Origin of the sequence: Deinococcus apachensis DSM 19763 (assembly GCF_000381345.1) — a bacterium.
Classification (GTDB): domain Bacteria; phylum Deinococcota; class Deinococci; order Deinococcales; family Deinococcaceae; genus Deinococcus; species Deinococcus apachensis.
In genome coordinates, this window is the sequence record NZ_KB906401.1 from 256,224 (window position 1) to 279,780 (window position 23,557).

25 protein-coding genes and 1 tRNA gene are annotated in these 23,557 nt (G+C 70.5%); 3 read left to right on the top strand and 23 right to left on the bottom strand.

All coding sequences use genetic code 11. From position 1 onward, the window contains the following. Nucleotides 1-24: 24 nt before the first annotated feature. The gene (trmH, locus tag F784_RS0109595) at nt 25-675 is read right to left on the bottom strand and encodes a tRNA (guanosine(18)-2'-O)-methyltransferase TrmH (protein ID WP_019586518.1); all 651 of its coding nucleotides are present in this window, start codon (nt 673-675) and stop codon (nt 25-27) included. Nucleotides 676-774: 99 nt separating this feature from the next. Between trmH and F784_RS0109600 the strand changes: the two genes are divergently transcribed. After that, complete coding sequence (locus F784_RS0109600) at nt 775-1,641, top strand: peptidoglycan-binding domain-containing protein (protein WP_019586519.1); 867 nt, start codon at nt 775-777, stop codon at nt 1,639-1,641. Between the two features lie 180 nt (nt 1,642-1,821). Here F784_RS0109600 and F784_RS0109605 read toward each other — a convergent pair whose 3' ends face one another. The 19 genes from F784_RS0109605 to F784_RS0109695 all read right to left on the bottom strand — a co-directional run bounded on the left by F784_RS0109605 (nt 1,822) and on the right by F784_RS0109695 (nt 19,725). Further along, the gene (locus F784_RS0109605) at nt 1,822-2,031 is read right to left on the bottom strand and encodes a hypothetical protein (RefSeq protein WP_019586520.1); all 210 of its coding nucleotides are present in this window, start codon (nt 2,029-2,031) and stop codon (nt 1,822-1,824) included. Nucleotides 2,032-2,127: 96 nt separating this feature from the next. After that, nucleotides 2,128-2,204, bottom strand: a tRNA-Arg gene (locus F784_RS0109610). A 42-nt stretch (nt 2,205-2,246) separates the two neighbouring features. Next, on the bottom strand, nt 2,247-2,864 hold the full coding sequence (locus tag F784_RS0109615) for a hypothetical protein (RefSeq protein ID WP_019586521.1): 618 nt from the start codon (nt 2,862-2,864) through the stop codon (nt 2,247-2,249). Beyond that, nucleotides 2,861-3,568: a hypothetical protein gene (locus F784_RS0109620; RefSeq protein ID WP_019586522.1), complete on the bottom strand. Its 708-nt coding sequence runs from the start codon at nt 3,566-3,568 to the stop codon at nt 2,861-2,863. Before F784_RS0109620 ends, F784_RS0109615 begins: the two co-directional genes overlap by 4 nt. Before the next feature lie 112 nt (nt 3,569-3,680). Next, complete coding sequence (gene lpdA / locus F784_RS0109625) at nt 3,681-5,084, bottom strand: dihydrolipoyl dehydrogenase (protein ID WP_026332388.1); 1,404 nt, start codon at nt 5,082-5,084, stop codon at nt 3,681-3,683. A 98-nt stretch (nt 5,085-5,182) separates the two neighbouring features. Continuing rightward, entirely contained in the window at nt 5,183-6,301 is a 1,119-nt protein-coding gene (gene hemW, locus F784_RS0109630) for a radical SAM family heme chaperone HemW (RefSeq protein ID WP_019586524.1), read from the bottom strand. Between the two features lie 63 nt (nt 6,302-6,364). Next, on the bottom strand, nt 6,365-6,853 hold the full coding sequence (locus F784_RS0109635) for a hypothetical protein (protein WP_019586525.1): 489 nt from the start codon (nt 6,851-6,853) through the stop codon (nt 6,365-6,367). 263 nt (nt 6,854-7,116) lie between these two features. Then, the gene (locus F784_RS0109640; RefSeq protein ID WP_019586526.1) at nt 7,117-9,186 is read right to left on the bottom strand and encodes a DHA2 family efflux MFS transporter permease subunit; all 2,070 of its coding nucleotides are present in this window, start codon (nt 9,184-9,186) and stop codon (nt 7,117-7,119) included. Next, a complete protein-coding gene (locus F784_RS0109645; protein WP_040382810.1) occupies nt 9,183-9,641 on the bottom strand; it encodes a MarR family winged helix-turn-helix transcriptional regulator in 459 nt (152 codons plus the stop codon). Before F784_RS0109645 ends, F784_RS0109640 begins: the two co-directional genes overlap by 4 nt. A gap of 98 nt (nt 9,642-9,739) precedes the next feature. Beyond that, nucleotides 9,740-10,537 (bottom strand): AIM24 family protein, encoded by a 798-nt coding sequence (locus F784_RS0109650; protein ID WP_019586528.1) that lies wholly within the window; start codon nt 10,535-10,537, stop codon nt 9,740-9,742. Nucleotides 10,538-10,552: 15 nt separating this feature from the next. After that, nucleotides 10,553-11,728 carry a DUF418 domain-containing protein gene (locus tag F784_RS0109655; protein WP_040382814.1) on the bottom strand — a complete coding sequence of 392 codons (1,176 nt, stop codon included), beginning with the start codon at nt 11,726-11,728 and terminating at the stop codon, nt 10,553-10,555. A 100-nt stretch (nt 11,729-11,828) separates the two neighbouring features. Beyond that, nucleotides 11,829-12,149: a transcriptional regulator gene (locus tag F784_RS0109660; RefSeq protein ID WP_019586530.1), complete on the bottom strand. Its 321-nt coding sequence runs from the start codon at nt 12,147-12,149 to the stop codon at nt 11,829-11,831. Then, complete coding sequence (locus F784_RS0109665; protein ID WP_019586531.1) at nt 12,146-12,529, bottom strand: hypothetical protein; 384 nt, start codon at nt 12,527-12,529, stop codon at nt 12,146-12,148. Before F784_RS0109665 ends, F784_RS0109660 begins: the two co-directional genes overlap by 4 nt. A gap of 195 nt (nt 12,530-12,724) precedes the next feature. Beyond that, entirely contained in the window at nt 12,725-13,885 is a 1,161-nt protein-coding gene (locus tag F784_RS0109670; protein WP_040382816.1) for a cytochrome P450, read from the bottom strand. Beyond that, a complete protein-coding gene (locus tag F784_RS0109675; protein ID WP_019586533.1) occupies nt 13,867-15,327 on the bottom strand; it encodes a phytoene desaturase family protein in 1,461 nt (486 codons plus the stop codon). Before F784_RS0109675 ends, F784_RS0109670 begins: the two co-directional genes overlap by 19 nt. Nucleotides 15,328-15,332: 5 nt before the next feature. Then, nucleotides 15,333-16,421, bottom strand: coding sequence for a glycosyltransferase family 2 protein (locus F784_RS0109680; protein ID WP_019586534.1), 1,089 nt, complete (start codon nt 16,419-16,421; stop codon nt 15,333-15,335). Continuing rightward, nucleotides 16,418-17,077 carry a lysophospholipid acyltransferase family protein gene (locus tag F784_RS0109685; protein WP_019586535.1) on the bottom strand — a complete coding sequence of 220 codons (660 nt, stop codon included), beginning with the start codon at nt 17,075-17,077 and terminating at the stop codon, nt 16,418-16,420. Before F784_RS0109685 ends, F784_RS0109680 begins: the two co-directional genes overlap by 4 nt. After that, a complete protein-coding gene (locus F784_RS0109690) occupies nt 17,074-18,078 on the bottom strand; it encodes a carotenoid biosynthesis protein (protein ID WP_019586536.1) in 1,005 nt (334 codons plus the stop codon). Before F784_RS0109690 ends, F784_RS0109685 begins: the two co-directional genes overlap by 4 nt. A gap of 111 nt (nt 18,079-18,189) precedes the next feature. Continuing rightward, nucleotides 18,190-19,725 (bottom strand): phytoene desaturase family protein, encoded by a 1,536-nt coding sequence (locus F784_RS0109695; RefSeq protein WP_019586537.1) that lies wholly within the window; start codon nt 19,723-19,725, stop codon nt 18,190-18,192. A 76-nt stretch (nt 19,726-19,801) separates the two neighbouring features. On the opposite strand from F784_RS0109695, the gene F784_RS0109700 reads away from it, so the two are divergent. Beyond that, nucleotides 19,802-19,990 (top strand): hypothetical protein, encoded by a 189-nt coding sequence (locus F784_RS0109700; RefSeq protein WP_019586538.1) that lies wholly within the window; start codon nt 19,802-19,804, stop codon nt 19,988-19,990. Between the two features lie 10 nt (nt 19,991-20,000). Here the strand turns inward: F784_RS0109700 and F784_RS0109705 are convergent, their stop codons facing one another. After that, nucleotides 20,001-20,585, bottom strand: a complete 585-nt coding sequence (locus F784_RS0109705) for a GNAT family N-acetyltransferase (RefSeq protein ID WP_019586539.1) — start codon at nt 20,583-20,585, stop codon at nt 20,001-20,003. Then, nucleotides 20,582-21,019, bottom strand: coding sequence for a ketosteroid isomerase-related protein (locus F784_RS0109710; protein WP_019586540.1), 438 nt, complete (start codon nt 21,017-21,019; stop codon nt 20,582-20,584). Before F784_RS0109710 ends, F784_RS0109705 begins: the two co-directional genes overlap by 4 nt. Nucleotides 21,020-21,215: 196 nt before the next feature. Here F784_RS0109710 and F784_RS0109715 point away from each other — a divergent pair, with 196 nt between their 5' ends. Next, a complete protein-coding gene (locus F784_RS0109715) occupies nt 21,216-22,445 on the top strand; it encodes a hypothetical protein (RefSeq protein WP_040382820.1) in 1,230 nt (409 codons plus the stop codon). Between the two features lie 36 nt (nt 22,446-22,481). On the opposite strand, the gene F784_RS0109720 is transcribed toward F784_RS0109715, so the two are convergent. Then, nucleotides 22,482-23,486 (bottom strand): GNAT family N-acetyltransferase, encoded by a 1,005-nt coding sequence (locus F784_RS0109720; protein ID WP_019586542.1) that lies wholly within the window; start codon nt 23,484-23,486, stop codon nt 22,482-22,484. Nucleotides 23,487-23,557 lie beyond the last annotated feature (71 nt).

Genomic DNA, 23,557 nt, shown 5'->3' on the forward strand with positions numbered 1-23,557 from the left:
GGTCACCCACCGGGGAACAGGACCTCAGCGAATGATCTGCCCCCGCTCGTCGAGCACCGGGTAGGGCTCCCCGCGTTCCCGGTAGCCCGGGGCGAGGTCGGGGTACGCCCACTCGAAGGCGAGGCGGTCCAGCTTATCGGGCGGGAGTTGCGGCGCCTCGTACATCCCCGCTGCGAGCCGCTGCCGCTGCGCCTCGAAGAGGATGGTAGCGGCGGCGACCGACACATTCAGGCTCTGCACCATGCCGAACATCGGGATGACGATGTTGGCGTCGGCGAGAGCGGCGGCCTCGTCGGACACGCCCCATTTCTCAGCGCCCAGGAGGACACAGGTGGGCCGGGTGTAGTTGGGCTCGCGGTAGTCCACACTGCGCTGCGAGAGGTGGGTGGCAAGGACCTGCACGCCCCCGGCCTGCAACTCGCGCACGGCGGTCACGGCGTCGGGATGCTTCCGCACCGCCACCCACTTGTGGGCGCTGCCGCTGGTCGCGTCAAAGGTGGGCAGCGCCCCGCTTTTGGGCGGCACGGCGTGGGCGGTCAGGACGCCCACCGCGTCGCACGTCCGCAGGATCGCGCTGAAGTTGTGGGGCTTGTTGACCTCGTCCATCAGGACGCTCAGGGTGGGCTGGCGCCGACTCAGGACGCGCCGGATCTTCTCGTACCGTTCGGGCGTCACCCTGGGCAGGGTAGCGCACCCGGCCCTCAAACCGTCAGGCTGAACGCGGGGTGACCTGCCCCTCAGCCCCCGTCAGGTTGGGCGTGCTACCACTACCCTATGAAGGTCGCCGCTGCGCTGCTCGCCACCCTGCTCACCGTCCCCGCCCTCGCCGCCCCTACTGGAAAGGACGTGGAGCGGGCGGCGACACGCGCCGCGCAGGCGCTCGACGGGGTGCTGCGGAGTTGCCCGGTGAACTTCGCGAGGGTGGGCACCCCGGGCAAGAGGTGCGTCGGCGTTCAGGGCACGGTCGAGGAAGCCCGCACCCGGCTGGGCGCCGCCCTGGGGGACGACCTGTACGGGGTCTGGCGCAGCCGGGACGAGCAGCGCAGCGTGTACAACTGGGTGCGGACCCCCGGCGGCTACGTGTACCTGCGCCTGCAACCCGACCCCGAGGGCCGCGCTCAAACTCTGGTCTACCTCGACACACCGCCCGAGACCACCGCGCAGGGGAGCGGGGCGAACCGCACGGCGGCGGGCACCATGGCGCCCAGCAGCCAGGCAACCGGGAACCAGACTTCCAGTACCCGTCCGGCGACCAGCGCCCCGGCGGCCCGCCCGACCACTCCGCGCCCGGCCCCTTCCTCCCCGCAGACGGCGGCCCCCAGCCAGACAGCCCGGACCCCCGCGCCCTCCCCTTCCGCGACCCCCGCTCTGGCCCGCGTGCCGTTCACACGCCCGCTGCGGCTAACCGACCCACGCATGAACGGGGAAGACGTGCGGGCGGTGCAGGACCGCCTGATCGCCCTGACCCGCCCGAGCGGGGGTGGGCGCGGCGACGGCTGGTACGGCCCGGTCACGGTGGCGACCGTTCGCGCCTTCCAGGTCGCCAACGGGCTCCCCGTCACGGGTCAGGTGGACCGCGTGACTTGGAACGCCCTGTTCAGCCCCCAGGCCCGGACCTTCCCGGCGGGCAGCATTCGCTGAGCCTGGTCGAAAAAGCTCCCAGCCGCAGCCGGGAGCGGGAAGCCCGACTTCACCCGGTCGGGTTTTGTTGTGGAACGCCTTCAGGGTAGGGGGCGTTCCACAGCCCCAGGTTTGCCCTGGACCAATCCGCCTTTATCCAGAGAGGATAGGCCCCCTGTCCCCGCACAGGCTGTGACCCGCCTACTTGCCCAGCTTCTTGATGGCGTCCTCGGCGTCTTTCTGGCTGTCATACTCCCCCGCCAGGTAGGCCCACTCCGCGCCGCCCTCAGGTCTGGAGAGCTGGGCGTTCAGCTTCCAGAATTTCGGGTCGGTGTGCTTCTCCAGATGGATTCGCCGAATGACCGAGGGATTGACGTAGCTGCCATCTTCCAGCTTGATGAACTTCGTCATGCTTCAGCTTAGGGGCTTGCCCCCGTTGTTGTCATGGTTGACGTCTCGTCCAAAGCAAAACCCCCACCGGGGCGGCGGGAGTTCTGGTCTGGACCGTGGTGCGCTCGCCGCGATTCGAACGCGGGACCTGCCCCTTAGGAGGGGGCCGCTCTATCCAGCTGAGCTACGAGCGCAGGCCGCCCATCTGGGCCGCCGGGAGTATAGCAGGCCCGCTCCTACTGACTGGTGACCGGTGTGGGCACGTGCAGTTCGTAGCGTCCCAGGCCCTGGGTCTCCAGGCTGCGGCGGTACGTGGTGCTGTTCAGCGGCAGGTACACGTAGTGCTCGGCGCGGCTCCAGCCCTGCGCGAACTGCCAGTGCTGCACCATGTCGGGACTCGCGGTCTTGAAGTCCACCGTCACCGCCCGGTCTGCGTACACCACCCGGTCATGGGTCATCAGATCCAGCGTCTCGCCCTCGTCCCGCTGGCCGTCGCTGTCCCTGTCCTGCCACATCAGCCAGTGCAGGAACAGCACGCGCGCTTCGGGGGCACTGACCTTCACATCGGTCGCGCCCGACGGAATCCGGCCCTCGACCGCCTGGGCCAGAGTGGCCTTGCCCTGCCACGCCGCCGGGTCCACCTCGGTGCGGGTCGAACCGGCGGACACCGCCTTCTGGTACACACTCTCCCCCGCCTCGGTAACGAGGTTGAGGTAGGTGCCGGAGGGGGCTGCCGGGTGACGAACTTCCACCCCCATGGGGAGCGGGGGGCGGCCCCCGGCTCCACTCGGGGAAGCCGCCCCACAGGCGGTGAGGGCCAGGCCGAGCAGCAAGAGGGGGATGGCGCGCTTCATCGGTGGCCTCCGGTCAGGCTCTGGCTGGTGAAGTAGTCCGTCGACTCGTGCAGGCGAATGGGCAGGGCCTCGTCCGTCTGCGGCACGCTGTTCATGGTGACCAGATACCGGTTCGGCGTGGCGGAAGGTTGCAGCACCTGGTGACGCACCAGCGACCATCCTTTCGTCCGGGTGCCCGTCTCGGTGCTGTGGCCGTCCGGGCTGACGAAGCGGTAGCTGAAGGCCTCCGTCGCGTAGCTGTAGAGGTCGTGCGTCTCGTACAGCACCTCGCCCGACTCGGGCGTGCCGTTGCGGTTGGCGTCGCGGTACATCAGGAAGTAAAGGTTGCAGGTCTTCACCGTATTCGGCGTGACCGTCACCTCCTGCATCCCATCCGTCTCCCCTCCCAGGAACGGTGTGGTGCATTTGGGGTTGTCGGCCCAGGTCCTGAGCAGGTCGCCCCAGAGCCAGAGCGTCGCCGAGGTGGAGGGGAGTCCATATCCGATGGGCGTCTGGGCCACCACCCTGCGTTGGGGGTCACCGCCCGCCCCGGTCTGCTCGAAGCCCAGGGCCACCAGTTGCACATTGCTGGTATCTGCGAGGGACGGGAACGTGAACGTGAGGTTGGAGCCGGAGAGCGGAGGCGTGGGGCCGGGGCAGGCCGTCAGCAGCGCCATCCCAACCACACTGATGCCGAGCACTCGCAGGGAGAGGGGGACACTCATGTCCTCTTCACCCTACAACCTTCCTCTTCTCACCGTTGCCGCATTTGCGGCGCAACTCCAGAACAAAAAAACGGGAACCCAGCGCGGGCTCCCGTCTCCCACTTGCGGGGTCTCAGCGGTTCATGATGTGAATGGCCTGCTTGTGCGCGGCCTCGGCGGCCTCCAGCACACTTTCGCCCAGGGTGGGGTGCGCGTGGATGGTCAGGGCGATGTCGGTGGCGGTGGCGGCCATCTCCAGCGCGAGGCTGGCCTCGCCCAACATGTCCGAGGCGTGGGGGCCGACGATATGGACGCCCAGCAGCAGGTCGCTGTCCTTTTCGACCACCATCTTCACGAAGCCGTCCGTCTGCTGAAGGGTCATCGCGCGGCCCGAGGCGCTCAGGGGGAAGACGCCCGTCTTGACCTCGTAGCCCTTCTCCTTCGCCTCGGCCTCGGTCAGGCCCACCCAGGCGAGTTCGGGCGAGGTGTACACGACGCCCGGAATGGCGACGGCGTCCTGCGCGGCGGGCTTCCCGGCGATCACCTCGGCGGCGACGAGGCCCTCCTTCATCGCCTTGTGCGCGAGCATGGGGTTACTCGCCACGTCGCCGATGGAGTAGATGTGCGGCACGTTCGTGCGCTGCTGAATGTCGGCGGGGATGAAGCCGCGCTCCGTGACGTTCACGCCCGCCGCCTGCGCGTTCAGGCCGTCAGTCCGGGGGCGGCGGCCCACGGCGACGAGCACGCGGTCGAAGACTTCAATGCGCTTCTCGCCGGTCTTCACGCTCTCCAGCTCGACGTGGATGCCGTCGGGCTTCTTCTCGGCCCGGTTCGCCTTGGTCTCCGTCTCGATCTCGATGCCCTGCTTCTTCATCGACTTGCTGAATTCGCGCACGGCGTCGGCGTCGGCGCCGGGAATGATCGTCGGCAGGAATTCGATGACTTTGACCTTGGACCCTAGGTTGTTGTACACGTGCGCGAACTCGAAGCCGATCACGCCGCCGCCGACGCACAGCATCCGGGCGGGGAGGGGGTCGGGGACGATCAGGGCGCCCGTGGAGTCCACGATTCCCTGCTGGTCCACCTCCAGCCCCGGAATGCGGGCGGGCTCCGAGCCGGTGGCGATGATGATGTTCGCCGCCGTGTAGGTCTTGTCGCCCACCCTGACGGTGTGCGGGTCGACGAAACTCGCCTGCCCGACCAGGTGGGTCACCTTGTTCGCCTTGAAGAGGCTCGCCACGCCGCCGGTCAGCTTCTTGACGATGCCGTCCTTCCAGGCGTTGAGCTTGGGCACGTTCAGCGCCTGCTCGCCGAAGGTCAGGCCGAAGTCCGAGGCGTGGCGGGCGGCGGCCAGCGTCTCGCCCGCATGCAGCAGCGCCTTGGTGGGGATGCAGCCCACGTTCAGGCACACGCCGCCCACCGCGTCCCGCTCGGCGCAGGCGACCTTCAGGCCAAGCTGCGCCGCCCGGATCGCCGCGTGATAGCCGCCCGGACCAGCCCCGATCACGAGGAGGTCAAAATCCATCTGATTCGTCATGGGGGTAGTCTAACGCGCGCCCCGAACCCCACCTGTAACGCCTGCCGGAAGTCAGAAGCGGGGGATTCACCATGCCGAATGGTGGATCGGCGGAAAGCTCAGGCCTCCAGAAAGTCCGCCACCACCTGATTGAGAAGCCACCAGCCCTGCGGTGTGGCGTGGAGGCGGTCACCTTCCAGGGTCAGCAGTCCCCGGCGAATGTTGGCGGCGATAGGCTTCGCGTAGCGCCCGCGCACGTCCAGCCCGCTGCGGCACGTCAGGTCGGCGAGGTCCACGCCCTCCCGCAGCCGCAATCCCATGAAGAGCGCGTCGGTCACGTATTCCTCGGCGTCCACCGGCTGCGCCTCGCCCGACTCGCCCGTCAGCCACTCGTGGAGATGGGGATTGGTGCGGCGGGTGGTCAATACGTCGCCTCCCAGTGGATAGTGTCCCGCCGCTCCCGGCCCCAGGCCCAGATACGTGCGGTTATTCCAGTAGGCAAGGTTGTGCCGGGATTCCTGTCCCGGCCGGGCGTAGTTGCTGACCTCGTAGCGGGTGAAGCCCAGAGCGGTCAGCACTTCCTCCGTCTGCTCGAAGCCCGCGCGCTCGTCGTCCTCCCCCACGGTCACGCCCCGGCGGGCGAACTCGGTGCCGGGCTCAATGGTGAGGGTATAGGCGCTGACGTGCCCCACGCCGAGGTCCACCAGGCCCCGAATGTCGCTTTCCAGAGGCTGTCCCGGGACGGCGGTGATCAGGTCACCACTCACCCGGAAGCCCTGGCCGACGAGCGTGGTCACCGCCTCGCGGGCCTGCCGCGCGTCGTGCTGGCGCCCGAGAAAGCGCAGGGTCGCGTCGTCGAGGCTCTGCACGCCCACCGAGGCCCGGTCGAAGCCGAGGTCCCGCCACAGCGCCGCCCGGTCCGGGCCCACCGTGCCGGGATTGATCTCCAGCGTGTTCTCCAATTGTCCCCAGCCCAGGTGACGGCGAATGCTTCCCACAAGCGCCGTGATCTCGGCGTCGCGCAGAAAACTGGGCGTGCCGCCACCTATATATACGGTGTCGAGGTCCAGCGCGTACTCGCCCGCCAGCCGCGCGGCCTCCTCCTCCACCCGGTCCAGGTACCGCTCGACCAGCCCGGCCCGGCGCGTCAGCACGTGAAAGTCGCAGTACGGGCAGATCGTCGGGCAGAACGGCACGTGGACGTAGAGGTGGTGAACGGTGGGGTCGAGCGCGGGCACGGGGGCAGGGTAGCCCGGAGGCGGGGGGTGGGCAGGGGGACAAGTTGCGATTGCCCCGGAGCCTCAGCGCCCGTGGGGGGTGGCGTCCATCCACGCTTCCAGCGTGGCCTGCACCTGGTCTGGAGCGGCGATCACCACCGGCACTCCCAGCGACGCGGTGGCGCTCGCGGCGGCGTTCTCGCCCGGCCCGCCCCCCGTGCCCAGCGCACTCTTCCACTCCGGGAACGCTCCCCCCTCGCGGTACCCGGCGCCACCTCCACCGTCCACGTACCGCTCGGGCACCCTGACGGCGGGACCGCACCCCAGCACCCGCCCCGCCACGACCACCACGCCGCGCGGTTCCTGTTCGCGCAGGGCGGCCAGCAGCGGCGTCAGCCCGTCGTGGACGAGCAGCAGGGCGTACCCCTTGCCGTCCAGCGCGGCCAGTTGGGCGGGCAACCCCGCCGCGAGTTCCGGAGGTGCGGCGATCAGCCAGCGGTGCCCGCCGGGGCGGCCCTCGAAGCCCGCGCAGGCCGAGCCGTAGATGTCGGTCCAGGTCCGTGTGTGATCCACCTGGGCAGGATAAGGGGCAGGCCGCGCGAGGTGTCGCCGTGACGTGGGCAATAAAAAACCCGCCTCTCGGGCGGTGATGTTGAAAAAATAGCGTGGAATGCAGCAGGAGTCAAATTATGCAGGTTGAGAGCTCGACCGAAATCTAGACATGACTGAGCCACACGCCATCTTCTCCACCTGGGAGAGTCGTTTTCCTACACAGGGCAGAAGGGGAACGGGCCAACCCCGCGAGGTCGGCCTGTTCCGTTTCCCAGATGGACCGCTCAGTCAGCGGGGCTGGGCGTGGGTTCTTCCTCGGGGCTGGGGGCGACCGGTCGTGCCTGCCGCAGTGGGAGCGCCGGAATGAAGAGGGTGATGATGAAGCCGATCAGGATGATGAAGATGGAGGTGCTGAACATGCTCGTGACGGCGGCGGTAAAGCCCTGCTTCATGCCGCTGGTGACCTGAGCGGCGAGTTTGGTGGCCTGCTGGTCAAGAGTGGTGCGAATCTGCGCGAGGGCCTGGGTCGTCGCCTGCTGGAGGGCGGCGGGCTCCTGAGCGAGGATGCCCTGACGGAACTGCGCGGCGGTGATCTGCGCGGCCTGCGGCGTGGCGAGCGCCTGGGCGGGCAGGGCGCGGAGTTGCGTCTTGAGGGCGGCGGGGACATCGCTATTCAGGAGGGCCTGGCGGCCCGCCTCACCATTCTTCAGCACGTTGCCGATGTTCGCCGCTTCCGCCACCACCTTCTGATGCACCTGCGCCCGGAGGCCGCCGTTCGCCACCAGTGCCTTCAGCTCATTCGGCACCTGCGGGTTCTGAGTCAGGGCCTGCGCGGCGGCCTGATCGCCCCGCAACGCCTTCTCGATCTGGGCGTACTGCTGATCGAAGGTGGCCCGGATTTGCTTGCCCGTGTCGCTGTTCCCACCGCTGGCGCGCATCTCACCCAGGTTGATGTTCTGGGTCTGGGCCTCCACGCCGGGCACGTTCGGCAGGTACTTCGGCAGCTCGGAGTGCAGATTGTTGATGAGCAGCGTGCCGAAGATCGCCGTGCCGATGGTCGAGCCGATCTGGCGGAAGAACTGGCTGCTGCTCACCGCGATGCCCATCTGCCGCATGGGAACGGCGTTCTGCACGGCGATGTTGTAGAGGCTCTGGGAAGGACCCAGCCCCAGACCCACGATGAACATGCGCCAGCCCAGGTCGAGGCGGGTGGTGTCCACGCCGATCTTCGTGAGCAGGTACACGCCCAGCATCAGGACGGCGCCGCCCGCGATCATGAAGGGCTTGTACTGCCCGGTTTTCGAGACGAGCTGGCCGGACACGATGCTGGCGAGAATCAGCCCCGCCATCAGCGGCAGCATGGAGAGGCCCGAGTTGGTGGCCGACACGCCCTGCACGCTCTGCATGTACAGCGGCAGGAACATCACCACGCCCAGGAACGCCATGCCGATCACGAAGCCTGCCAGGTTCGAGAAGGTGAACACTGGGATTTTAAAGAGGCTGAGAGGCAGGATCGCGTCCGGGTTGCGCGCCTCGGCGAGGATGAAGGCGATCAGGCTGACGGCGCTGACCCCGAAGAGCGTGAGGATGCGGGCGCTGTCCCAGGGGTAGGTGATGCCTCCCCAGGTCAGGGCGAGCAGCAGCGGGATGGTCGTCGTGACGATGAGCAGCGCCCCGAGCACATCCACCTTTCCGGCGGCGCGGTGGGTCAGGCGCGGCATCTTGGCGATGATCATGAAGAGGGACAGCAGGCCGAGGGGCAGGTTCACGTAGAACACCCAACGCCAGCCCTCGATGAAGTACCCCAGCAGGTTCACGCTACCGTGGTCGGTGAGGAAGCCGCCGACCAGCGGCCCGAGGACACTGGCGAGGCCGAAGACCGCTCCGAACAGCCCGCCGAACTTCGCCCGCTCGGCCGGGGGGAACATGTCGCCCAGGATGGCGAAGGCACTCGTGAAGAGCGCCGCGCCGCCCAGCCCCTGAAGCGCGCGGAACACGATGAGCTGCATCATGCCGCCGCCGAAGAGACCGCCGAACCACGGCTCGCCCGCCATGCCGCACAGCGCCGACCCCAGCAGGAACAGCACGATGCCGGTCACCAGGATGGGTTTGCGCCCGTACAGGTCGCTGAGCTTGCCGTAGATGGGCACCATCACGGTCGAGGCGAGCAGGTACGCGGTCGTGACCCAGGCGTAGAGGTTCAGCCCTTGGAGCTGCTCGATGATGCGCGGCATGGCCGTCGAGACGATGGTCTGGTCGAGCGCCGAGAGCAGGAACACGACCATCAGGCCGGTCAATGTGATCCGCTTCTCCTGGTCGGTGAAGTTGAAGGTGGGGGCCTCTGGCGCGGTCATGCCTGTTCTCCTTCCCCTGTCAGGGCGTCCAGGGCGGTGAGGAGGCCCTGCAGGACCTGTGGGTCGAGCCGGGCGAGCTGCCCGCTGACGAGTTCGTGCAGCGTCTCGTCGGTCTCACGCACGACCTGCTCACCCCGGCCGGTCAGGGAGAGGCGGGTGCGGCGCGAGTCCTGCTCGTCAATCTGGCGCTCGATCAAGCCCGCCTTGCTCAGGCCGTCGAGATACCGGCTGATCAGGGTGGTGGGAATCTTGAGGTGGTCGGCCAGCACCTTGGGGTAGTGGTCGCCCTTCTGGATGCTCCGCAGGACGTGGTACATCCGGGGGTTGATGCCGTGCCGCTCTTCCAACAGCGGGGCGAGTTGTTGCCCGAGCATCCGGTTGAAGCGCCACATTCCGCGCAGGAAGCGGTCGACCTCCTGGCGCAATTCGGGGGGGGGTGGGACAGTCTGCGTCACCGCCCCACCCTAGCCCTTTAGTTCACTCTGGTCAAGTATTTACATGGGGTAAGCAATTAGCCCTAGTTCCCGTCCCGGGAATTGCTGATCCCCAGACCTCAGGAGGCTCCCGCCAGGGAGAGCGGCGGCGAATGGATGGGCAGGGTTGGTGCCAGCCACACCCGGCCCGTGCCCCGGTACACCTGCACGAAGCCCTCGCCCGTGCGCCCGCTGCCCAGCAGGCCACGGCTGCTCTTCTCGACGCTGAAGGCGAGCCCGCCCGAGTAGGCCACCACCAGATTGCCGTCCACCTTCAGCGTCTCGTTCTGCAACTCCAGAATCTGGAACTCGTCGGGGTGGACGGGGCTTTGCAGGGCGAAGACGCCCGTGCCGCTCAGCTTGGGCTGCACCCGGCCCTCGCCACTGCCCAGCATCGCCGCGAGGCCCTGGTTGACGTGCCGCCCCACAGTCACGTTGCCCGCGCAGGCGACGAAGGCGCCGTCATCCACAATCAGGTCCTCGCCGTGAAGTTCGCCCAGCAGGAGGTGGAGGCGGGTCGGTTCGGTGTAGATGACGCCCGCACCCCGGTAGGCGGTCTTAAAGAGGCTCTCACCGCTCGCCGCCGCCGCGACCGCCCCGCGCAAGAAGCCGCCCAGGCCGCCGCCACCCGCCCCGCCGCTGCTGGAAGCCTGCATCTCGATCTCGCCCCGCAGGTATTGGAGGGCGCCAGGTTCGAGGACCGCCAGGCCACCTTCCAGGTGCAGCGCGAGCTGCCGCCAGCGGGCCGGGCGGCTCAGGGGCTGGTGAAAGCCCTCCAGCGGGCGCTCGGTGGGCCGGGGGTCGTACTCGATGACCTCCAGGCGGATGCCCTGACTGGTGGCGGAGTGGATGACCTCGGGATGCAGTTGGAATTCCATGCCGGGGGTACGGGCTCAGGTCTCCCCCGGTTCCCGCCGGGCCGGGCGCCCGTACACGAGCAGGCGGGTGAGGCGTTCCAGCGGGCCACTCCCGAAACGGCGGAGGACCCACGCGCTGAGCGGAAGCTGGGCCAGCCCGACAAGCAGCGCCAGCCCCACCGCGGGCGCCGCCCCCCAGCGGCCGAACTGCCCGCCGCCATAGGGATAGAAGAAGGTCGTCATGAACAGGCTCTGGGCGATGTAGTTGCTCATGGCGACCCTCCCGCTGGCGGCGAAGGCCCTCAGCGATCCCAGACGGTTCCGGGAGGCCAGCAGCCCCAGCACGCCCACGTACCCCAGCGCCGTCGCCAGCCCGCCCCCCATCCGCACGGGGATGGAGAACAGGAAGGCGGGGCGCGTGCCCTGCGTGTTCAACCAGGCAAGCAGCAGGCCCAGCGGGAGGCCGACGGCGAGCCCCCACACGGCGAGGCGGCGCAGCAGCGGGCGGTGTTCCCCCGGCCGGGTCAACAGGCCGGTGCGCTGCGCGGCGGCCCCCAGGCAAAAGAGGGCGATCAGCCAGGGGCCGTTGTAGACCGTGCTCCCGAGCTGATCCTCGACGAAGTTGGCGGTTCGCCAGGCCACGAGATCGGGATAACCCGTGCCCAGTGCGAAGTTGGGAAAGAACACGGGACGGCCAGCCGGACTTCCCACCGCCGCGAGCCCGGCGAGCAGCCCGCTCAGAAGCCACCAGCCACCCAGTAATCCCGCCAGCAGGACGAGCGTCCGGGCCGTCAACCGCGCGGTGAACAGCAGCGCCACGGCGAGCAGGGCGTACATCGAGATGATGTCCCCGTGCCACACGAACACGAAGTGGGCCGTGCCGAGGACGAGCAGCACCGCCAGCCGCCGCGCGAGCGTGACCGTCCCGTGGCGCGCGAGCAGCCCGGCAGCCCCCCACCCGAACAGCATGGCGAACAGGCTGATGGAGCGCCCGTTCAGGAAGATGTCGGTGAACACCTGCACCACCCGGTCGATCCCTGTCTGCGTCCATTCGCGGAAGCCAGCGAAGTCCTGCACGTTGATGATCAGGATGCCCAGCAGCGCCAGGCCCCGCAGCACGTCCGGCAGCAGGGACCGCTCAGCCGAGCCCACCGGGCCCGGCGAGCCGGTCTCCGGGGCGGGCGCGGGAGGGGGCTCAGCGGGCAATGTCATGCCCCAGGCTAGCGCGTTGGGGAAAGGGCAAGAAAAAAACCGCCTCTCCGGGCGGTGATGAAAAGCAGGTGGCGTGGGACGCAGGGAACGTCAAATGGGTTCAGGTGGGGTCGAGTGCGGGGGCCGCGGGGGAACGGACGATGGCTTCGAGGGCGCGGACATGCGCGTCAAACACCGTTCGTCCCCGGGGAGTCAGGCGCAGGCGTGTGCGGGGCCGCTTGCCGACGAAGTCCTTGACCACCTCGACCAGGCCCGCCTGCTCCAGGGCGGAAACCTGCCTCGACAGGACCGAGTCGCTGATCTCGACCTCGTCCCGCACGAAGGCGAAGTCGGCCAGGTCGAGCTGGGCGAGCAGCGCGGCGATGCTGAAGCGCACCGGGTGGGTGAGGAGTTCGTCGAGGTTGGCGCGGGGGTGCTTCATGGCCGCTGGGCCCAGGCCATCAGCATGATGGGCGCGGCGGCACACAGACCGGCGAGGGGCCACACGTACGTCCAGTCGAAGGGGTTCCAGTTGCCGAACGTGATGCACAGCAAAACCCACAGCAGCAGGGCTATGAGAAGGAGGAGCGTGCTTCCCCAGGGCATCCGGCGAGGGGCCGCGCCCTGGTTGCCTGACTGGTAGGTTCCAAGGAGGATGGCAACGCTCAGGAATTCCGTGCGCTCGCCGAAGTGCTTGAGCGCGAGGGCGAGGAAGACGCCGAGCGCGAAGAGAAGCAGCGCCGGGCGGTTGAGGCGTCGGTGAACACGCCGCCGCAGGTGGGCGAGGGTGTCGAGTTGCTGCCTGGCATGCTCAAAGTCCATATCTACCTCCACAAGTACTTCCCGATATGGAAAGTACTTGGTCTTCCTGGAAGAGTCAAGCCGGGTTGGGGCAGGCCGTGGCTTCACGTCAGTCCAGGCCGGGGCACTCCCCCCCGCTGGAACTGAAGGTCAGGGCACCGGGATCAGGGCCACGGCAAAGCTCACATGAGTAGGAACGTCCCTCCGACCCGGTTTCTACAGGTGACGCCGCACCCTCAGTGGCCCCACCGGACCCAACGTGACTCCAGGCTGGGGGCGGGGATCGCCGGAAACGGCCTCCAGCGGGGGCAACGCGGCCAGAGTTTCCAGGATGAGGAGCTGGGCGAGGTGCATCCCCAGGCACACCCGCTCGCCCGCGCCGAAGGGGAGATAGGCCCAGGCGGGGGGAGGTTGCTGCCACCGCTCGGGCCGGAACTCCTCGGGCGCGTCCCACACCTCCGGGTCCCGGCCGCTGAGGTAGGGGCTGTAAAGGGCCAGCGTGCCGCGCGGCAGGCACACGCCGTCCCACGTCACGTCGCGGGCGAGGCGGCGGCTGCCCATCCAGCCGGGCGGGGAGAGGCGCAACGTCTCCCTGAGGACGGCGGGATGGTGTTCGGGCGTGTGCCAGGCAGGATACGTGGCGACGTGCCAGATCGCCCAGGCCAGCGCGTGCGTCGTCGTGTCGTGGGCGGCGGCGAGACTCACCCGCGTCTCCTCCAGCCCGGCGGGGAGGGGCGCGAAGTGGGCGAGGAGATCGTCGCCGCTCCCCTTCAACCGCCGCCCGGCGAGGCGGCGCAACTCGCCGTTCACGCGGTGAAACAGCAGCGGGCGGGGCAGGACCGCGAGGGGGAAGGGCTGCCGCAGCGGCGCGAGGAAGGCGTGCAGCAGCCGGGAGTCGAACTCGCCGCTGAAATATGCCGCGTTCAACAGGTGCAGGACCGCACCATCCGCCCAGGCCAGCGCGTCGAACTCTCCTTCTGGAACGGCAGGCAGAGCGGCGCGGACACAGGCACTCAACCTCTCCAAATGAGCCTTGCCGAAGCCGGGATTCACCGCCCGGCGCCGCCGCCCATGCTCCGGCGCGTCGCTCAGGATCACGCCGCCTGCCAGGTGGGGGATCACCCGGGAAAAACTTCCCGCGCTGCGAAAAGTCGCCAGGTCGCCCAGCAGGCGGCGGTTCCAGGCGGGACTGAAGCCCACCACGGCGGGCAGGCCCAGCCGCAGGTGGAAGAGGTCGCGTCCCGCCAGGCGTGCCCGCCGCGCCCCCTCCTCGATCAGCGGCAGCGGGGCCAGCGCCCAGTCCTGGAGGTGGCCGACGGGGGGCCGAACGGGGGGAGCGGGCAGGCTCTCCAGCCGCCTCACTCCAGGTCCGCCCACGTCTCCCCCTCGCCCGGAACCCGACGACCGTCCAGGTCGTCGTAGGGCAGGCCGAGCAGCCGCCCCGCACCGTTCCAGCCGCTCAGCACGGACAGCGGGACGCCGCCGCCGGGATGGACGGTGCCGCCGACCTGCACCAGATTGCGGGCAGCGGGGAGGGTCCAGCCCGGACGCAGGCTGCCCGTCAGCCCGTGGGGGGCGCGGCCATACAGGGCGCCCGCCACCGCCGTGCGCGCGTAGTCGGCGGGCGAGAGGGGCCGCCACTCGGTCACGTCGAGGGGAAGGCGCGCCTGGAGCGAGCGCAGCAGGAAGGCGCCATACCCGTGCGGGTCGCCCGCCACCCCGGGATTGGGGGGCGCGTTTACCAGCAGGAAGGCGCGGTCGCCGTCGAGGTGCAGGTAGAGGGTGGGGTCCGTCGGCAGCCGCCCCGCGCGGATGTCCCGCCACTCGCGGGCGTAGTCGGCGGGCCACAGGACGTGGTGGGCCTGCCCCCGGTCCTCCGCCAGCCACAGTTGCAGCGCGAAGCCACTGAGGCCGCGCGGGGCCGGGTCGGGGGGCAGCCCCAGCCAGCTCCGGGTCAGGGCGCGGTCGGCGGCGCTCACCCAGGCGTCGGCCGCGAAGGCGCCCCGGTCGGTGTGGGCGCCGAGCACCCGGCTGCCGTGGACGCTGAGGTGCTGCACCCGCGTTCCGAACTCGAAGCGCACGCCGAGTTCCTCCGCCCGCTCGTACAGCCGCTCCGCGAGCGCGCCCAGCCCCCCCGGCAGGTGCCACACCCCGTACCCCAGTTCCACCCAGGCGACGTTGTGCAGCACGGCGGGCGCCCGGTATGGGTTGGCCCCCAGGTAGGTGGCGAAGCGTAACCAGAAGGGCGTGAGGAAGGGGCCGCTCCGCACGAAGCGTGCCAGGCTCGACCAGGGGGCGGCCCGCAGCCCCCTCGTCAGGGCGTAGCGGGCCAGGGCGGCGCGGCCCGGCGGCGGCCGGAACAGGAAGGTGGGCGCGGCGTCCAGGTACATCCGGCGTGAGGCGGCCAGCAGCCGGGCGTAGTCGCGGCCCTCGCGGCGGGAGAGCTGCGCGAGGGTGGGCTCCAGGCTCCCGGCGACGTGCAGCGCCTCGGGGGCGAAGGTGCGCCCGTCCCGACCGTGATAGGTGGTCGTGGGCCGCGCGGCCTCCAGGTCCGGCAGGGGCAACTCGATCCGCTGATGCAGGGCGCGGAACACCTGCGGCATGGTCACGACGGTCGGCCCGCTGGAAAAATCCTCGTAGCCCAGCGCCGCCTTGCCGCCGGGGCGCTCCAGGTTGTCGAGGACCGTGACCTGCACCCCGGCCCCGACCAGCCGCAGGGCCGCCGCCAGCCCCGCGAAGCCCGCGCCGATCACGGCGACGTGGCGGGGGGCACGGTGGGGGGAAAGTGACGGCCGATCACGGCGCCCCGCGTCCCGCATCCTCTTCACTGGTCGTACTCCCGACCCTTCCAGCTCACCCGGCGGCGCATGGCGCGAAGATACACGGGCAGCGCGAGCAGCGGCGTGACCGGCCCCAGCAGCCCCTCGGTGAGGTCGGCGGGGGCGCGGCGCCCGGTGAGGAGGTTGACGAGCGTGCGCTCCAGCAGCCCCGCCGCGCGCAGGGCGGCCAGCCCCGGCAATCGTCGGGCGGGCAGCAGCCAGGGGAGTGTGTAGACGGCGAGGTGCCAGCCCAGCGAGGCCGCCATCAGCCCCCGCGAGCCCCGATGCACCGACCCCGCGCTCTTCCCGAAGCCCTCCACCGACTCGGCGTAGCCGCGGTACATCCGCACGCCCAGACACTCCTCCCCCAGCGCGAGGGCCAGCCGCCCGCCCCACGCCTTGAGGCGGCTGCCCAGGGCCACATCCTCCAGCAGCTCCGCCCGGACGAGGGCGTGCCCGCCGACCCGCTCGTAACTCTTTCTAGGGAAGGCCATGAGTTGCCCATTCGCGGCGGCGGCGCTGGGATGAGGAAAGCGCAGCAGCGGCTCGGGCAGGAAGGTGAGCAGCACGGCGTCCACCAGCGGCGTCAGCAGCCGCTCGCCCGGCGTGACGTTGTGCTGGCGGGGATAGACACTCAGCAGGTCCGCCCCCGAGCGCTCCAGCTCGTGCAGCACGGCGCCCAGGGCACCCGCGTGCCACATCACGTCCGCGTCGGTGAAGATCAGCACGTCGCCCGTCGCCGCCGCCGCGAGTTGCTGGCAGGCCCACGGTTTGCCGTGCCACCCGGGGGGTAGGGATTGGCCGGGGATCACCCGGGCGCCCAGGTCCCGCGCAATTCTTGCAGTGCCGTCCTCCGAGTGGTCGTCGAGGACCAGGACCTCGTGCGCCCCCTGCGCGATCAGTCCGGGCAGCGTGTGCGGGAGGTTATGCGCCTCGTTGCGCGCCGGGACGAGCAGGGAGACGCGCGGGCCCCCGGGCAGGATGGCCCGGGGGCGCAGCCGGGGAAAGGTCAGCGCGTTGACGAGCAGGGTCGCCCCCTTGACGGCGAAAAAGGCCCCGACCGCCAGACGATACGCGCGAAAGGGGCGGCTCACTGGTCTCCCGTGAGCCAGATCAGGGCTCGGCTGGGCAGATCCAGTCTTGCGGAGGCGCTCGCCCGACCCCCCGTGACGCGCAGATAGCCCGCCAGGGGCGCCTCCGGGTCACTGCCCACCAAGTCGGCGTCCAGGGTGGCGAGTTCCTGGGCCAGGGCGGCGGCAAGCACGTCCGCCCCCACCGCCCGCCCGAAGCGCAGGTAGGCCTCCGGATATTGCCCGCCCCGCAGCACCACGCGCAGCGCCACGGGCAAGAGGGGCACTCCGGCCGACCGGGCGATCCAGGCCGCGCCGGGGCGCACCTCCCGCAGGGGGCCCGCCGGGTGCAGGGCTCCTTCCGGGAACACGACGACCCACGCGCCAGACCGCGCCGCGCGCACGGCGGGACGCACCTCCCCCACCCCCAGCGCCCCCACGCGCCGCAGGAAGGGGAAGCGGGCAAGCTGCTCCCCCAGCATCAGCACCCGGTAGTCCAGGCCCAGGGCCCAGGTGATCTCGCGCAGCACGTAGCCGTCCCACCACGAGTGGTGGTTGGGGGCAAGGATGGCGCCTGCGGGGGGCAGCGGCCCGCGCACCCAGATGCCCCCCAGCCCCGTTCTCACGCTGCGGCGGATGCTGGCCCGCAGCAGGACCGCGGCCCAGTCGAAGGGGATCATCGTCGCCCCCGAACGGCCCACACCAGGGTGAGGGCCGCGAGCATGGCCGTGAGAGTTACTGCCGCCTCGGCGTACCGGCCCACGAGCACCAGGCCGCCCGGCAGGAAAAAGGTCTCGACCGGGTACGCGGCGGAAAAGGAGAGGCGGGAGAGGTTGAGCAGTGAGGCCCGCTCCACATCCGGCGGATAGAACAGTGTGGGGCTGTCGGCGCTCGTCTCCCTCACTCCCCAGCCCTGGCCTGGCCGCCCGAACACCTGCGGCGCCAGCCCCACGAACGCCCAGGCCAGCCCTGTCCCGACTGCCCACCAGCCCAGGAAGTTCTGCGGGGGAGCGCCCGCCCACAGCGGCACGGGGTCACTCCAGCGCCAGTAGCCCTGGGCGGTCATCAGCGGTTCCAGGCCCACATCCCACGCAACGAGGAGCAGTCCGGCCAGCCACGCCCGCCCCCCAGCCAGCAGCGCGGCGGCCAGCGGCAGGGCGAACCACCCCAGCGGCACGAGGAGCGGCACGCCGAGCAGCGTCGGCCCGGGCGCCCCCGCGTAGGAGTACCGCCCGAAGGGAAAGCCCGTCCGGCTCCCCAGCACCTCCACCCCCAGCCCCACCGCGAAGCCCAGGGCCGCCATGATCAAGGCCCGCCGCGCCCCCGCCCGTTCCCAGGCGAAGGCGAGCGCCGCCGCGAAGAGGGCACCCGTGCTCAGCAGGGCCAGGGACGGGAAGGCGTCCGGCCAGAGGGGCACGGGGATCTTGAGCACGGCGTAGAGCGTCAGGAGCCACATCCAGGGGCGCATCTGGGCCGACAGGACGGCGGCCCGCATCCGGAGCGTCCCACCAAAATCGTTCCCCAATGCGTCCCCCGCCAGCGCGAGCAGGAGGGAAAGCGGCAGTCCCAGCGCGATCAGGAGCCAGCCTAACCCTCCACCCCTCAGCACGAGCAGCGCGCCGAGGAAGGCCACCCCCAGCGCGGCGCAGGCGAGGCCGGAGCGCAGGAGGGTGGGAGTCATGGAGACTCCGGGGCGAGGGGCGGGCGGGACAGCACCTTGTTGTTCTGGACGCCAGGCCTGCTCACCCCCTCCAGTGGGAGGATCAAAAGCACGGGATCGTTCTCCATTCCCTCACCGCCACCCCCGCCGCGTCAGGTCTCGCAGCAGCACGCGGGCCGCATTTCGCCCCGACGCCCCCATGATGCCGCCGCCGGGATGAGTGCTGGCTCCGGTCAGGTACAGCCCCTTCACACCGGGCCAGCGGTACTGGCTGGCGGAGATCCACGGGCGGAAGGCGAACATCTGATCCAGGCTCATCTCCAGGTGCATCACGTTGCCCCGGTGCAGCCCGAGGTTGGTCTCCAACCACTGCGGCGTCTGCACGAGTTCCCCGACGATGGTATCGCGCGTGCCCGGCGCGTAGTGCTCGAAGGCGCGCAGGATGTTCTCCCGCGCCTCCGCCCCCCGCGTCTCCCAGGAACCGGAGGCCAGCTCATACGGGTAATACTGCGCCCAGAGCCACAGCACCTCGCCCCCCGGCGGCGCGAGGCTGTCGTCCACCGCGGAGAAGCTCATGGCGATCAGCGGCGGGTCGGTCGTCGGCTCGCCCGCGAGGTACTCGCCGTAGCCCTTCAGGAGTTGCCGCTCGTCCTTGATGAGGAGGCCCAGGCCCACCCGGCTGTCGGGTTCCGTGTGGTGGCGGTAGCGCACCCGCTCGCTCAAAGCGAGCCGCAACACCATCCCGAAGCCGTTGCCCACCCGCACCTCCCGGGCGGCGGGAGGAACGTGTTCGGTGGGGAGCGCCCCCGCTGTGGTAAGCACGTGAGCGCCGGACACGACCGCGCGGGCCGTGTAGGTGTCGCCGTTTTCCAGCTCGACGCCCTGCGCCTTGCCCCCCTTGACCAGGATGCGCTTCACAGGAGCGTTCACGAAGACCTCGCCGCCGTCCGCCTCCACGGCGCGGCGCAGGGCGCGGGTCAGGCCACCACTCCCTCCTTTGGGCCGCGCCACCCCGCCCTCGTGGTAGAGGGGGTGCCACAGCAGGAAGGGCGCACTCAGCGGGTCCGAGGGGGGCGGGCCGCTCTGCGCCGCCATCCAGACCAGGGGGGCCCGCACGCGCTCCTCGGAGAAATACTCGCGCGCCACCTCCCCGTAGGGCCGCAGGATGCGGGGGAGTTGCCTCTGCCAGTCGCGGCCCCCTCCGCTTCCCAGCACCATCTTCCCCATCTCCAGCGGCCCGGGCGCGGAGTTGAAGAGGTCCGCCACCGAACGGGCAAACGGCGTCCAGTCGTCCAGAAATCGCCCGTAAGCCTCGCCCTGACCGGGAAACAGGGCCTCCAGCTCGCGCACGGTGCGCCCCGCGTCCCGGTACACGAACCACGGCGTCTCCCCGTCTGAGGCGTGGAACATCGGGTCCACTTCCAGGTAGTGCAGACCGTGGCGGGTCAGCTCCAGCTCACGCACGACGGGCGTCATGCGGATCAGGATGTGCGCGCTGCCGCCGTAGTCGAAGCGGTAGCCGGGCACGAGTTCCTCGGTGCTCACCGCCCCGCCGACGAGGTGGCGGCGCTCGAACACACCCACCTTCAGGCCCGCCTTCGCCGCGTAGGCCGCCGTCACCAGCGCGTTATGTCCCGCGCCCATCACCAACACGTCGAAATCCGGCATTCCTGCTGATCCTGGCACAGCGGGCGGGGGCACAACGGTCAGGAATCCGCCAGACGGGGCGCGATACGCTGCCCCCATGTTCGGTCGCCGCGTGCCCCCCCGGATCGTCTTCCTGCTCAGCCTCGTGCTGGCCGTGCTGTGCGCGGTCCCCGCCGTCCGCTACGGCGCCGCCGGGAACTGGCTCCCCACCCTGCTGTGGGGGGCCGTCGCCGTGTGGTTCGCGGTGGACGCGGTGCGCGCCTACGGCTGGACGCAGCGGAAGTGAAGGGGGAAGCTCACCCCCTGACCCAGAAGCGCATCCTTTTCGCCGTCTCCCCCACCTCGCCCACGTCCTGCCAGGTGAGGGCCGTTTCGAGGTCGGGGCGTTCCACGTACCCGCGGGAGTGCCAGAAGGTGTTCAGCGGGCGGTAGTTCGCCGGGCGGGCTGGGTGCCCCTCGGGGCGCTGCACCGCGCAGAAGGCGGTGACGGGCAGCCCCAGCCGCGCGGCGTGCGCCTCCCGCTCGTCGAAGAAGCGGTGGCCCACCCCGCGCCCGCGGTACTCGGGGAGCAGCACGCTCTCCCCCAGGTACAGCACCCGCGCCGGGTCGAACCCGGAGGCGCGGAAGGGGGCCTGAATCTCCTCAGTTTCCTGGGCCAGCGGGAGCGCCGTGCTCGCCCCGACCACCCGTTCCCCGTCGCGGGCGAGGAGGGCGAGGGCGCCGGGGGCCTCCAGGTACGTCCCGAGGTAGCGCTCCTCGTACTCCGGGCTGCCCTCGTACAGGTAGGGGAAGTCGCGGAACACGGTCATCCTCAGCCGGGCGAGATCGGGGATGGCCGCGCGCAGGGCCTCCCCGGTCGCGGGCGTGACGCTCAGGCTCAATCCTGCCCCCCGCCCACCTGCCGGGACCACTCCGCCAGGTTGTAGTAGTTCGTCACCCGGGCGATCCTGCCCTCCCGGACCTCGAAAAAGGCGCCCACCGGAATGACGTACCGCTGGCCCCGCGCCTCGGGCAGGCCAGGGTCGGTCTTCAGGTACTCCCCGTGAATCATGAACTCGGCGGCGGCGCGCGTGCCGTCCCCACTCGCCATCACGACGAGCTCCTCCGCCCGCTCGCGGTAATGGGTGTCCATCCTCTCCAGAAAGGCCCGGAAGGCCTCCAGGCCACGCTGCGTCTCGCCCTCGTTGATGTCGTGGCGCACATCCCCGGTGAGCAGGGCGAGCATCCCCTCCGCGTCGCCCGCGTTGAAGGCGGCGTAGTACCGCCGCACGAGGTCGAGGGTCTGCAGGTCGGAGGTGTGGGCACCGCTGGTCATGCCCGGCAGTGTAACGGCCTCCCCCCTCCGGGGCCAGGTGTGCCTTTTTTCACGGAAGCTCAAGGATTTTGGACGTGTGGATCGGCAGTTCCGGGCTTGACGTTCCCGCAAGTCTGGTATGGTTGAGATGACAATTCACGTTGCCCCACCGCGTCCCCGGCCTTCCGCGGGGCCGCTCCCAATGGAGGACCCCCGCATGAAAGCAATGCGTTACATCATCACCCGGCCCTGCCTGCAAGAGGGCAGCCTGCGCCTGCTGAAATACCTCGACGCCACCTTCCCGGAGAGCGGCCCGGCCCAGTTCATGGACGACCGGGGCCGCGAACACGCGGTGCAGGTGGACCGCGCCGCAGGGCGGGTCTGGGGCCTGCGGGACCTGTACCACTCCGGCAACCTCGGCGTGAACGACGTGCTGCTGATCACGCCCCTCGCGCCCGGCCGCTACCAAGTCGAGGCCATCGTGAAGCCCCACGCCGCGCCCCCCTCCCCCCGCGCGGCCGAAAAGGCCCCTGAGGCCCGGCGCGTGGTCGTGACCGCTACCCCTCACGTGCGCGAGGTGCGGCTGGAACAGCCCCGCCCCGCACCCCCCCGCGAGACGCCCCAGCCCGAGGCGGCCCCGGCCGTCCGGGCCACCCTCACCCCGGCTGCCCCGACCCCCGAGACCCGCGCGCCGCTGACGCCCACCCCGGTGGCCGGGGCTGCGGCGCCCGCCCGGCCCGAGCCCCGCGCCACCTCCCGCAGCGCGCCCCTGCCCGCCACGCTCGACGGCCAACTGACCGAACTCGCGCGCCTGACCGGCTACCGGCTGAGCTTTCCGAACCCCGGCGTGGCGCGGCTGGCGGCCGAGCTGGGCGAGCACGGGTACACGGTCAAGCTCGCGCTGACGGGGGACGGCCTGCGCTCCCCGGCGTGGAAGGAGGAGACCGACTACGCCCTCCAGGTCACGGGCGAGACCGAGCGCCCCCAGGGCACGCCCCGCCTGACGCGCGAGGCGCTCGCGGCGCTCATCGAGCACGCCCGGCTCGCGCCGCTCTCGCCCATTGACCTGCGCGGGTACTGGCAGGCGGGGAACCTCGACCTGGAGTCGGCGGCCAGCATCTCGGAACTCGTGGGGGCGCACCTCGCCCAGCGCGGCGCCTTCTCCTTCGTGCTGCTCACGCTGGCGGCCCAGCCCGCCCACAGCATCGTGAACACGCGGCGCCTGGCCGAGAAGTTGGGCAGCGGCGTGAACATCGCCGAACTTCGCAGCATCCTGGAGACGCTGACCCGCGCCCCCTTCCTGGCCCTGACGCCGCTGCCCGGCGGCCAGTACCTGCTGCGCGCCGATGTGCGCGACCTGCTCGCCGACCTCGCCGAGTATGCCGACGGGGTGCGCCGCCGGGTGCGGACCCCCGAGAACGCGGACAGGCCCGGCGTCCTGGCCTGAGGCGTCCACAGGAACGGCCCGCCGGGAACCCTATCCTCAGGCCAACCGGACCTGCCACTCGGTGAAGTTCGCCCAGGGCTGGAAGCCCAGCGCGACGTTGATGCCTAGCATGGCGGCGTTCTCATTGGCGTTGCTGGTGCGGACCCAGCGGGCCCCGGGGCAGGACGCCCGGACGTGGCGCAGCATGGCCGCCTTCAGCCACTTGCCCAGGCCCTGGCCGCGTGCCGAGGGGCGAATGGCGGTGGCGCCCTGAAACACCAGCGCGGCGCGTTCGGGGCTCCAGAACACCTCGGTGTATCCAGCGAGTTCCCCGGTGCGGGTGTCCTCCACGGCCATCAGGTACCGCACCTCGCCGGACTCGGCGATCATGGCCTCCCAGGCGCGGATCATCTCGGGCGTGACTGTCCAGTCGTCCATATCGAGGTCGCCGCGCGGGGCGGTGTTCATCACCATCATCATGTCGGCGGTGCGGGCCAGGAAGTCCTCGGGCACGCGGTCCCAGAGGTGGAGACGGTAGGGCTCGCCCCCGGGCCGGGTGGTCCAGGCGTCAAGCAGGCGGTCCTGGACTTCCGTCAGGTCGAGCCGACTCTGGCGCATGGGCAGGGCGGGCTGGGCGTTCAGGTGGCGGGCGAAAGCCTCCCCGGCGGGCGCTCGACTGCTCGTCCCGAAGGTGACGACCGAGCGGCCCTCCTCGCGGGCAACCCTTTCCAGGGTGCGGGCCAGATCGCGGCCCAGACCCCGGCGGCGGTGCTCGGGGTGCACGACCACCCGGGCATGGGCGGCGTGCAGGTTCTGGGTGAGGTTGTATTCCAGGCTCGCCCATCCGAGGGCCCGGTCACCGTCCCAGATCACGAAATGCCGCAGCACCTCGCCGGGCGTGACGTGCGTGAGGCCGGTTGCCTCCCGCTCGGGAAGGAGGGGCGGGTCCTCGGGGTAGGCGAAGTGGTGGGCGGCGGTGAGCAGGTGGCCGACCGCGAGACGTGCCTCTGGCGGCGCGCCCGCCGGGTCGAAGGGGGTCACGGCGAGGAGAAGAGTGGTCATGGGACCAGTGTGCGCGGGGCCTGTCAGGGGCACATGGGCCAAGTGGCGGAGGAGATGGGCCGCCTCCCGGC

Excerpts from the sequence above, each read along its gene's own strand:
- F784_RS0109660 (WP_019586530.1), bottom strand. The coding sequence starts at position 12,149 with ATGAAGCACCCCCGCGCCAACCTCGACGAACTCCTCACCCACCCGGTG.
- F784_RS0109665 (WP_019586531.1), bottom strand. The coding sequence starts at position 12,529 with ATGGACTTTGAGCATGCCAGGCAGCAACTCGACACCCTCGCCCACCTG.
- F784_RS0109720 (WP_019586542.1), bottom strand. The coding sequence starts at position 23,486 with ATGACCACTCTTCTCCTCGCCGTGACCCCCTTCGACCCGGCGGGCGCG.
- F784_RS0109700 (WP_019586538.1), top strand. The coding sequence starts at position 19,802 with ATGTTCGGTCGCCGCGTGCCCCCCCGGATCGTCTTCCTGCTCAGCCTC.
- F784_RS0109605 (WP_019586520.1), bottom strand. The coding sequence starts at position 2,031 with ATGACGAAGTTCATCAAGCTGGAAGATGGCAGCTACGTCAATCCCTCG.
- F784_RS0109690 (WP_019586536.1), bottom strand. The coding sequence starts at position 18,078 with ATGACTCCCACCCTCCTGCGCTCCGGCCTCGCCTGCGCCGCGCTGGGG.
- F784_RS0109620 (WP_019586522.1), bottom strand. The coding sequence starts at position 3,568 with ATGAGTGTCCCCCTCTCCCTGCGAGTGCTCGGCATCAGTGTGGTTGGG.
- F784_RS0109650 (WP_019586528.1), bottom strand. The coding sequence starts at position 10,537 with ATGGAATTCCAACTGCATCCCGAGGTCATCCACTCCGCCACCAGTCAG.
- F784_RS0109710 (WP_019586540.1), bottom strand. The coding sequence starts at position 21,019 with ATGACCAGCGGTGCCCACACCTCCGACCTGCAGACCCTCGACCTCGTG.
- lpdA (WP_026332388.1), bottom strand. The coding sequence starts at position 5,084 with ATGACGAATCAGATGGATTTTGACCTCCTCGTGATCGGGGCTGGTCCG.
- F784_RS0109695 (WP_019586537.1), bottom strand. The coding sequence starts at position 19,725 with ATGCCGGATTTCGACGTGTTGGTGATGGGCGCGGGACATAACGCGCTG.
- F784_RS0109685 (WP_019586535.1), bottom strand. The coding sequence starts at position 17,077 with ATGATCCCCTTCGACTGGGCCGCGGTCCTGCTGCGGGCCAGCATCCGC.
- F784_RS0109615 (WP_019586521.1), bottom strand. The coding sequence starts at position 2,864 with ATGAAGCGCGCCATCCCCCTCTTGCTGCTCGGCCTGGCCCTCACCGCC.
- F784_RS0109655 (WP_040382814.1), bottom strand. The coding sequence starts at position 11,728 with ATGACATTGCCCGCTGAGCCCCCTCCCGCGCCCGCCCCGGAGACCGGC.
- F784_RS0109675 (WP_019586533.1), bottom strand. The coding sequence starts at position 15,327 with ATGCGGGACGCGGGGCGCCGTGATCGGCCGTCACTTTCCCCCCACCGT.
- F784_RS0109640 (WP_019586526.1), bottom strand. The coding sequence starts at position 9,186 with ATGACCGCGCCAGAGGCCCCCACCTTCAACTTCACCGACCAGGAGAAG.
- F784_RS0109715 (WP_040382820.1), top strand. The coding sequence starts at position 21,216 with ATGAAAGCAATGCGTTACATCATCACCCGGCCCTGCCTGCAAGAGGGC.
- F784_RS0109600 (WP_019586519.1), top strand. The coding sequence starts at position 775 with ATGAAGGTCGCCGCTGCGCTGCTCGCCACCCTGCTCACCGTCCCCGCC.